Below are 494 nucleotides of genomic sequence, written 5' to 3' on the forward strand. Positions count from 1 at the left end.
ATCGCACCGGCGAGGAACTGGTGGCCCCGCCCGGCTTCATGCTGGTGGCGTCCTACAACCCCGGCTACCAGAACATCTTGAAGCGGCTGAAGCCCTCCACCCGGCAGCGCTTCCTGTCGATCAGCTTCACCTTCCCCGACCCGGTCACCGAGGTCGCGGTCGTGGCGCGTGAAAGCGGGCTGGCCGAGGCACGGGTTCAGCCGCTGGTGCGGCTGGCCGGGCATATCCGGGCGCTGTCCGGCATGGATCTGGAGGAGGGTGTCTCCACCCGGCTGCTGATCTACGCCGCCTCACTGATCGCGGGCGGCATGGCGCTGGATCGCGCGCTGGAGGCGGCGGTGATCGAGCCGCTGACCGACGAGCCCGACGTGGCGCAGGCGCTGCGCGATCTCGTCTCCAGCGTCTACGGGTGACGCGATGAGCCTGCGCCTTCTCGATCTGATGGAGCCGGAGGAAACCGTCGGCAACCTCTGGCACGGCTATGCCAGCAGGTT

General features: G+C 68.4%; 1 protein-coding gene. It reads left to right on the plus strand.

Features of this window, described 5'->3' with window-relative positions; translation table 11 throughout:
- The coding region (locus AC3A5Z_RS24165) for a CbbQ/NirQ/NorQ domain-containing protein (RefSeq protein ID WP_487521810.1) at positions 1 to 413 on the plus strand (413 nt) is incomplete at its 5' end.
- Positions 414 to 494: the final 81 nt, after the last annotated feature.

The sequence above is a fragment of the Cereibacter sp. Soil_C_27 genome, assembly GCF_057657095.1.